General features: G+C 47.7%; 7 protein-coding genes and 1 pseudogene. 5 read left to right on the top strand and 3 right to left on the bottom strand.

Features of this window, described 5'->3' with window-relative positions; genetic code table 11:
- The 3 genes from PX636_RS09660 to PX636_RS09650 all read left to right on the top strand — a co-directional run.
- On the top strand, positions 1–421 hold a 421-nt coding region (locus PX636_RS09660; protein ID WP_288116946.1), incomplete at its 5' end, for a HisA/HisF-related TIM barrel protein.
- A 54-nt stretch (positions 422–475) separates the two neighbouring features.
- Entirely contained in the window at positions 476–1228 is a 753-nt protein-coding gene (locus tag PX636_RS09655) for an SAM-dependent methyltransferase (protein WP_223210693.1), read from the top strand.
- A 148-nt stretch (positions 1229–1376) separates the two neighbouring features.
- Entirely contained in the window at positions 1377–1766 is a 390-nt protein-coding gene (locus PX636_RS09650) for a hypothetical protein (RefSeq protein WP_288116944.1), read from the top strand.
- 54 nt (positions 1767–1820) lie between these two features.
- Here the strand turns inward: PX636_RS09650 and PX636_RS09645 are convergent, their stop codons facing one another.
- Positions 1821–3356 carry a TolC family protein gene (locus PX636_RS09645; protein WP_002798607.1) on the bottom strand — a complete coding sequence of 512 codons (1536 nt, stop codon included), beginning with the start codon at positions 3354–3356 and terminating at the stop codon, positions 1821–1823.
- A 201-nt stretch (positions 3357–3557) separates the two neighbouring features.
- Between PX636_RS09645 and PX636_RS09640 the strand changes: the two genes are divergently transcribed.
- Entirely contained in the window at positions 3558–3821 is a 264-nt protein-coding gene (locus PX636_RS09640) for an addiction module antidote protein (protein WP_002798605.1), read from the top strand.
- On the opposite strand, the gene ggt is transcribed toward PX636_RS09640, so the two are convergent.
- Together ggt and lpxD are read right to left on the bottom strand one after the other, a co-directional pair.
- A complete protein-coding gene (gene ggt / locus PX636_RS09635) occupies positions 3818–5362 on the bottom strand; it encodes a gamma-glutamyltransferase (RefSeq protein ID WP_288116940.1) in 1545 nt (514 codons plus the stop codon). The two genes, PX636_RS09640 and ggt, sit on opposite strands and share 4 nt — an antisense overlap.
- Before the next feature lie 150 nt (positions 5363–5512).
- Positions 5513–6544, bottom strand: a complete 1032-nt coding sequence (gene lpxD, locus PX636_RS09630) for a UDP-3-O-(3-hydroxymyristoyl)glucosamine N-acyltransferase (RefSeq protein WP_002798603.1) — start codon at positions 6542–6544, stop codon at positions 5513–5515.
- A 90-nt stretch (positions 6545–6634) separates the two neighbouring features.
- Here lpxD and PX636_RS09625 point away from each other — a divergent pair.
- Positions 6635–6794, top strand: a pseudogene (locus PX636_RS09625) (helix-turn-helix domain-containing protein); the annotation flags it as partial.

Genomic DNA, 6794 nt, shown 5'->3' with positions numbered 1-6794 from the left:
AGCGGCCGAACAATTAGTTAAAGAAGGTTTTGCCGTACTGCCCTATATTAACGCCGATCCTCTCTTAGCCAAACGTTTAGAGGAGGCCGGCTGCGCCACGGTTATGCCCCTAGGATCGCCGATTGGGTCGGGACAGGGGCTGAAAAATGAGGCAAATATCGCGATTATCATCGAATCGTCCCAAATTCCCGTGGTGGTAGATGCCGGGATCGGTACACCCTCAGAAGCAGCCCGGGCCATGGAAATGGGGGCCGATGCTTTATTAATTAACAGTGCGATCGCTATGGCGGCCAATCCGGCTATGATGGCCCAAGCCATGGCAATGGCGGCAAAAGCGGGACGTTTAGCCTATTTAGCGGGAAGAATGCCGATTAAGTCCTCTGCTAGTCCTAGTTCCCCCCTGACGGGAACGATCGCCTAACCGATTAAGCTAGGAATGGGCTGTTTTCAGCTATTAGAGCCAGCAAAAATCTCTATGACTACAGACAATCAAACTGAGTATGTTGCCGCTTTAACTGATTTACACCGCGGACTTGACCGTAAAGGGCCCGGCGACTCTGACTTCTCCCTAAAAATTTTGAGTAATCTCTCTATTTTGCCCCTCAAGCCGCGAATTGCCGATCTAGGATGTGGAAGTGGTGCTAGTGCTTTACTGCTGGCACAATACTACCAAAGCCCTGTCATGGCAGTGGATTCCTCGTCGGTTTTTATCGACGAACTCAAAACCCGAGCAAAACAGCTTGGTCTTGAGCATTTAATCATTCCAATTCATGGTGACATGGCTAAACTTGATTGGTCAGTGGGTTCAGTTGATCTACTTTGGTCTGAGGGGGCTGCTTATAATCTTGGGTTTGAGCAGGCTCTTAAAATCTGGCGACCGCTTGTTTCTAACAACGGGATCGCCGTCATCTCGGAGATGAGTTGGTTTACTGATGAGCTGCCAGAGCCGGCTGTGGCCTATTGGCAAAACGCCTATCCTATGATGGGTAATGAGTTTGAGAATATCGTTCGGGCTAATAGGTCTGGTTTTAAGGTACTTTCTACCCAGAGGCTGCCCAGTCAGCTTTGGTGGCTAAATTATTATCAACCTCTCCGTGAGCGAATCGGGCAGCTGGAAATCAGCCCAAGTAGCTCATCGGTTATTCGTGAAACCGAAGAAGAGATGAAACTTTTTGAGAAATTCAGCAACTTCTATGGTTATACCTTCTATGTTCTGCAAGCGGCCTAGAAAAAAAGCCGTCTAATTTATGATCAGCTAACCCAGTGATCTTAAGCTAGGAATGGGCTGTTTTCAGCTATCGTGGGCGGGGCGAGAAAAATTGACTAGAATAAAAGAGGTGGAATCATGATCGAGAGTCTGCCGGGCAATTACCGTCATGGCCGCCAATCCTGAGACTACATTTTTTGATCACCGAGGTATATTGGCGATGATCACTAGAAATTCTTTATTGTCAGGTTTGTTTCTGGGTCTGGGTTGGGTTTGCGTTAGCGGCAACCTAGTCGTGGCCCAATTGCCTATCAGTGAGCGTTGTTTAGCGGGGGCTGAATCCTGCGCTTACCAAAAATATCCCCAATACAATCAGCAATTAAACTTTCGCACCAGTCCCCAAATCGAGCAGCGGCGACAGAACACGATCGAAAATCAATGCGGTAGCATTAATTCCTCTCGTTGTAATAATCTGCGTCCGCAGGTGCAAGAGCTACAGGAAACTCCCACCCTGCAGCAATTGCGGGAACAACAGATTAGAATTATCCAAACTCGTTAAAATAGGGGAGATTTGGCTATCTCCCCCCACACCACACCGCGATAAATCCCACAATTAACGCACTTCAAACAAACGATTATCCGGTAAATTACTAATCGCTCGCTGGAGACTATTCAAGGATCTATTGTAATCGACGATCGCCTGTAGATAACGGCTTCTGGCATCGGTTAAATCCCGTTGGGAGTTGATCACATCCGTTTGGGTTCCCACACCCGCCTGAAAGCGTAAACGGGCTAATCGCAGACTTTCCGTGGCGGATTCAATGCTTTTTTGCGAAGTTTTGATGTTTTCTTGGTTAGAAATCAAACTATAGTAGGATTCCTCCACTTGAAGGCGAATTTCATTGCGACGGGTTGAAAATTCCGTATCGGCGCGATCGATATTTCTTTCCGCTTGACGAGCGCGAGCAAAAGCACGACCACCATCAAAGAAAGTCCAACGAATCCGGCCACCGACCCTAAAACCATCGCCAAAACCAGCTTCATCACTGAGATCGTTGAGGACATTATACTCGCCCAGAAGGTCCACTTGGGGAATCACCGCCGAAATGGCGATCGAGCGGTCTTCTGCGCTAATTTCCCGTTGTAAGAGTTGTTGTTCTAATTCTGCGCGATTTTTGTAGGCCAAAACGATACTATCATCAAGACTCAAGCCCCAAGTTCCCGCCTCGCGAATCTCATCGGCAGCGGTTAACTCGATGTGCTGACCGACACTTAATATCTGTGCCAGTCGCCGTCGGGAAATACGCTGGTTAGAAATCGCCCGGGTTAAGTCTTGGTTAGCGTTGGCTAGGTCAACTTCCGCCTGTAGGACAGCAAATCGGGTTCCTAGTCCCGCTTGCTCCAATAATTGAGCATCCCGTAAACTTTGACTAGCATCTTCGATCGAGGCTTGGGCGATCGCTACCTGAGCGTCACCCCTTTGTAATTCATAATAGGCATCGGTGGCATCAAAACGAGTTTGTTCCGAGACTCGTTCCACCTCTAATTCCTGTTGCCGGATCACTTTTTCGGCCCTTTTGATCTGGGCTGCCCGTTCACCCCCTGTATAAACCCCATAGACGATCTGAACACTACCCTGAAGGTTGGTACTATCCTCGGGTGTAACTGCTGGGATGCCCTGTTGACGAGCCAAATTATTCTGTCTTTGGGCAGCTGCCGATTGATCTTGAGTGAGACTGGTTTCCGCCTGGGCAGTGGGCAATAAAGCCGCCTGTTGTTCCTTTAATTGGGCGCGAGCGATTTCCAAATTAATCCGGGCGGTCTGTAAGGTCTGATTATTTTTTAAAGCTAATTCGATCGCTTGATTTAAGGTGAGCGGTTGTACTACCCTAATATTCACCTCATCCGGTTTGGTGGGAAAAATTAGGGGATTGCCACTAGGATTAAGATAATTAGGGGCTTTGGGATCCGCTTCCGTGGTTGCCGGTGCCGCCGATGGACCGGGTAATTGAGAAACTGGATTGGCAGTAGGTTGCGGTTTCTTCAATAAATCGGCAGCGGACTGAGTTTGTGCCTTAACCGAGGATTCAGTCAAGAAAATCAACCCAAGCACCGCACTCACGGTAATACCATAACGCAAGAGCAACATGAGTATCTCGAAAGTAAACAGTAAACGATAAGAAGTAAATAAGCTCACACCACTATGTTGGCCGATTACTAATTACCGATAGTAACACGGGAGCATGAAAGCCACCGTCTTTTAAGCACCAGCTAAAATAAGATTCGATTGATTTTGAACGGGACATTAGAACAGCATTAGATTTAGCCCAATACTTATAGGAGGTTCTCTATGGCTACAATTCAGACTTATCCTTGGGATGCAGCAGATCATTTGAAAACAAAAGAAAATATCGCCGCTTATCTGGAAGCTGCCCTCGAAGAGGGCGATCCTAGCTTAGTAGTGGCAGCATTAGGCGATATTGCTCGTGAGACGGGTTTGGGACGGGAGAGTCTCTATAAATCTTTGTCGAATCAGGGTAATCCAGAGTTTGCTACAGTTCTTAAGGTTTTGCAAGCACTTGGGTTACGCCTGCAAGTTGTACCCATTACCTAAAAATCCCTAATCACTAATCCTACTCCATCCCGACGCGGATCGCCCGTAGCGGTTAATTCCCCCCGATCATTCACTGCCACCCCATGCACACCCCCAAAAAACATATTTTGTTCTTGCCAACGGGATACTTGAGTATTTGCGGGTAAAACCAGATTTTTGAGCATATTTTCCCGATCTTCTAAAGGTTCAATTCCTAATTGTTGATTTTCCCAATGTATGCGCGAGGCAGCGATCGCATCAGCTAAAGATTGCCGAAAATCGATTAAATTGCTAATAACCTGCAAAATAGCGGTGCGAATGCGATTGGAACCCCCAGAACCGAGAACAAATCGCGGCTTTCCTTCCTCTAAAATCATCGTCGGGGACATCATTGAGGATAAACGACGATCAACCGGCCAATTGTGAAAACCAAAGGGATTTAAGTCCGCTTCCCCGATCATATTATTGAGCATAATTCCCGTCCCCGGCACGGTATAAGCTGATCCTTCCCCGTTGGAAAAGGTGGCACTGGCGGCATTACCTTCCCCATCGATAACACTAATATGGGTGGTACTGCCCCATTTATTGGGATATTTGCCTAAAAATTCCGACGAGAGGAATTGCTCTTCGATTCCCTCCTGATGGATAAAATTATCGTAGCCTTGGGCGCGCGCTTGATTGGTTAAGGCCATCACCTCCGTTAAAATTTGCAGATGTTTGGCTCCTAGATGCTCTAAAGCCGATAAATTAACTGCTTCTAGTAATTTTAGGGCAAAAGCTAGGAGAATTCCCCCAGAACTAGGAGGCGGATTAGTCAGTATTTCGTAACCCCGATATTCGGTTTTTAGGGGTTTTCTCTCAAGGACTTGGTAATGATTTAAATCCTCTAGGGTGAGATAACCACCCTCCTGCATATCCTTGGCGATTTGGTGGGCGATTTCTCCCTCATAAAAGTCTTTTACGCCTTTTTTGCTTAATTCCTCTAAGCTGTTGGCAAAATCCCTCATCACACAGCGATCGCCAGCTTGGAGGAGTTTTCCTTGGGGAGCATAGACTTTTAAGCCCTCTCTATCTTTGAGCAGGATCGAAGCGAGTAAACCCAGGCAAAAGCCGTTATATTGGCTCAAAATGTAGCCTTGACGAGCATATTCGATCGCTGGTTCCGCTACCACGGCAAAGGGCAATTTTCCCAGTTTTTTCTGCACTGTTTCCAATCCCCGTAACGCCCCAGGAGTCGCGATCGCACCTCGGCCAATGTGAAAATCTTGACTAGCACCACCAAAATTGATCGCCACTGGGTAAAAGTCGATATTTGTCAAGGGTTTTTTATATTTTGGAGTTTGACAAAAAAAATCAAAAAGGGTATTGACTTTTTCTTTGGTATGTGCTAGTAAAAAACCGCCGCCCCCCGCCGAAGCGAGGGTGAATTCGACCACGAAAGCCGCTAAAATCGAGCCAACTATCGCATCGAAGGCATTTCCGCCCATTTCTAAGATTAATTGTCCAGCTTCGGCAGTTTTTGGATGTCCTGCGGCGATAGCGCCCTTGCTTTTGCGAGTCACTTTGATGGGGGTGTGGGGTGTGGGGTGTAGGGTGGGGGGTGTGGGAAGTGGGGGGTGGGGAAGTGGGGAAGTGGGGAAGTGGGGAGAAGGGAGAATAAATAAAAATAATCTCCTGTCTCCTGTCTCCTGTCTCCTGTCCCCTGAATAGGGCTATTTTTTCAACTGCTTAACCGCTTGATAGATTTCGGGTAAACGCTTGTAAGCGGCTGCTACCTTGAGGAATAGTTTATGCGGCATAGCGGGAGAGCCAGAAACCACTTCTCCTGCCCCGATATCGTTGTGAATGCCAGTTTGGGCGGTTGCGATCGCACCATCCCCAATCGCTGCTTGATTGGCAATGCCCACCTGTCCTGCTAAAATAACGCGATTGCCCAATTTTACGCCTCCTGCCATGCCCACCTGTCCTGCTAGGGCGCAAGCTTGGCCAATTTGGCAATTATGGGCAATATGGACGAGATTATCGATCTTAGTCTGGCTACCGATGCGGGTTTCTCCCACTGCCGGGCGATCAACGGTGCTATTACAGCCAATTTCTACCCCATCTTCTAAGACCACGATACCGGATTGTTCCATCTTAAACCAGCCTTCGGGAACCGGCACAAAACCGAAGCCCTCAGCACCGATAACGGCGCCACTGTGGATAACGCAATCATTGCCGATTTGTACCCGTTCATGGATGGTACAGTTAGCGTGGAGAATTGTGCGATCACCAATATGCACCCCGGGGTAAATAACGGCGTTAGGATGAATGCAAACACCATCACCGAGGGTGACATTGGCTTCTACCACGGCATGGGCCCCGATGGCGACTTTATGGCCGATTTTAGCCGATGGATGCACCACGGCGGTGGCGTGAATGTAGGGTTGGGGCTGAAAGGGTTGATAGAATAATTTGATGGCGTGGGCGAATAAAAGTCGGGGATTGGCACTAGCTAACCAAGCGATGCCGCGTTCGTCGGCCTGTTGTTGTAAATTGCTATCCAGGGGCAGAATTAGGGCAGTAGCGTCAGTTTTGGCGACAAAGGAAGCAAATTTTCCCCCTTCGATATAGCTAATGGTATCGACTAGGGCGGTTTCGATGGGAGTTATGGCTTTAATTTGGGGATTTCTGTCGGGATAGGCGGTCAAACTCTGGGATTGTACTAAAGGACTTAATTTTTGGGCAATTTCACTAAATTTCATCGAAAATTTGGGTCTAAAACCCCGTCGTTCTACGACGGCTTTCCTGTTAAATATTAGCGCATTTACACGATATATGCTAGAATGCGAGATATGGAAAAAGCCTATTCTTAGCGATTTTACCCAACACCAGAACAAGAGTCGCTATTGCGGCGCACATTGGGCTGTGTAAGATTAGTTTACAACAAAGCTCTCCACGAACGAACACAAGCTTGGTACGAAAAGCAAGAAAGAGTAGGCTACGCTCAAACTT

It is taken from the genome of Microcystis sp. M53598_WE2, assembly GCF_030067735.1.
GTDB lineage: Bacteria > Cyanobacteriota > Cyanobacteriia > Cyanobacteriales > Microcystaceae > Microcystis > Microcystis aeruginosa.
This window is presented reverse-complemented; position numbering and strand designations above follow the sequence as displayed.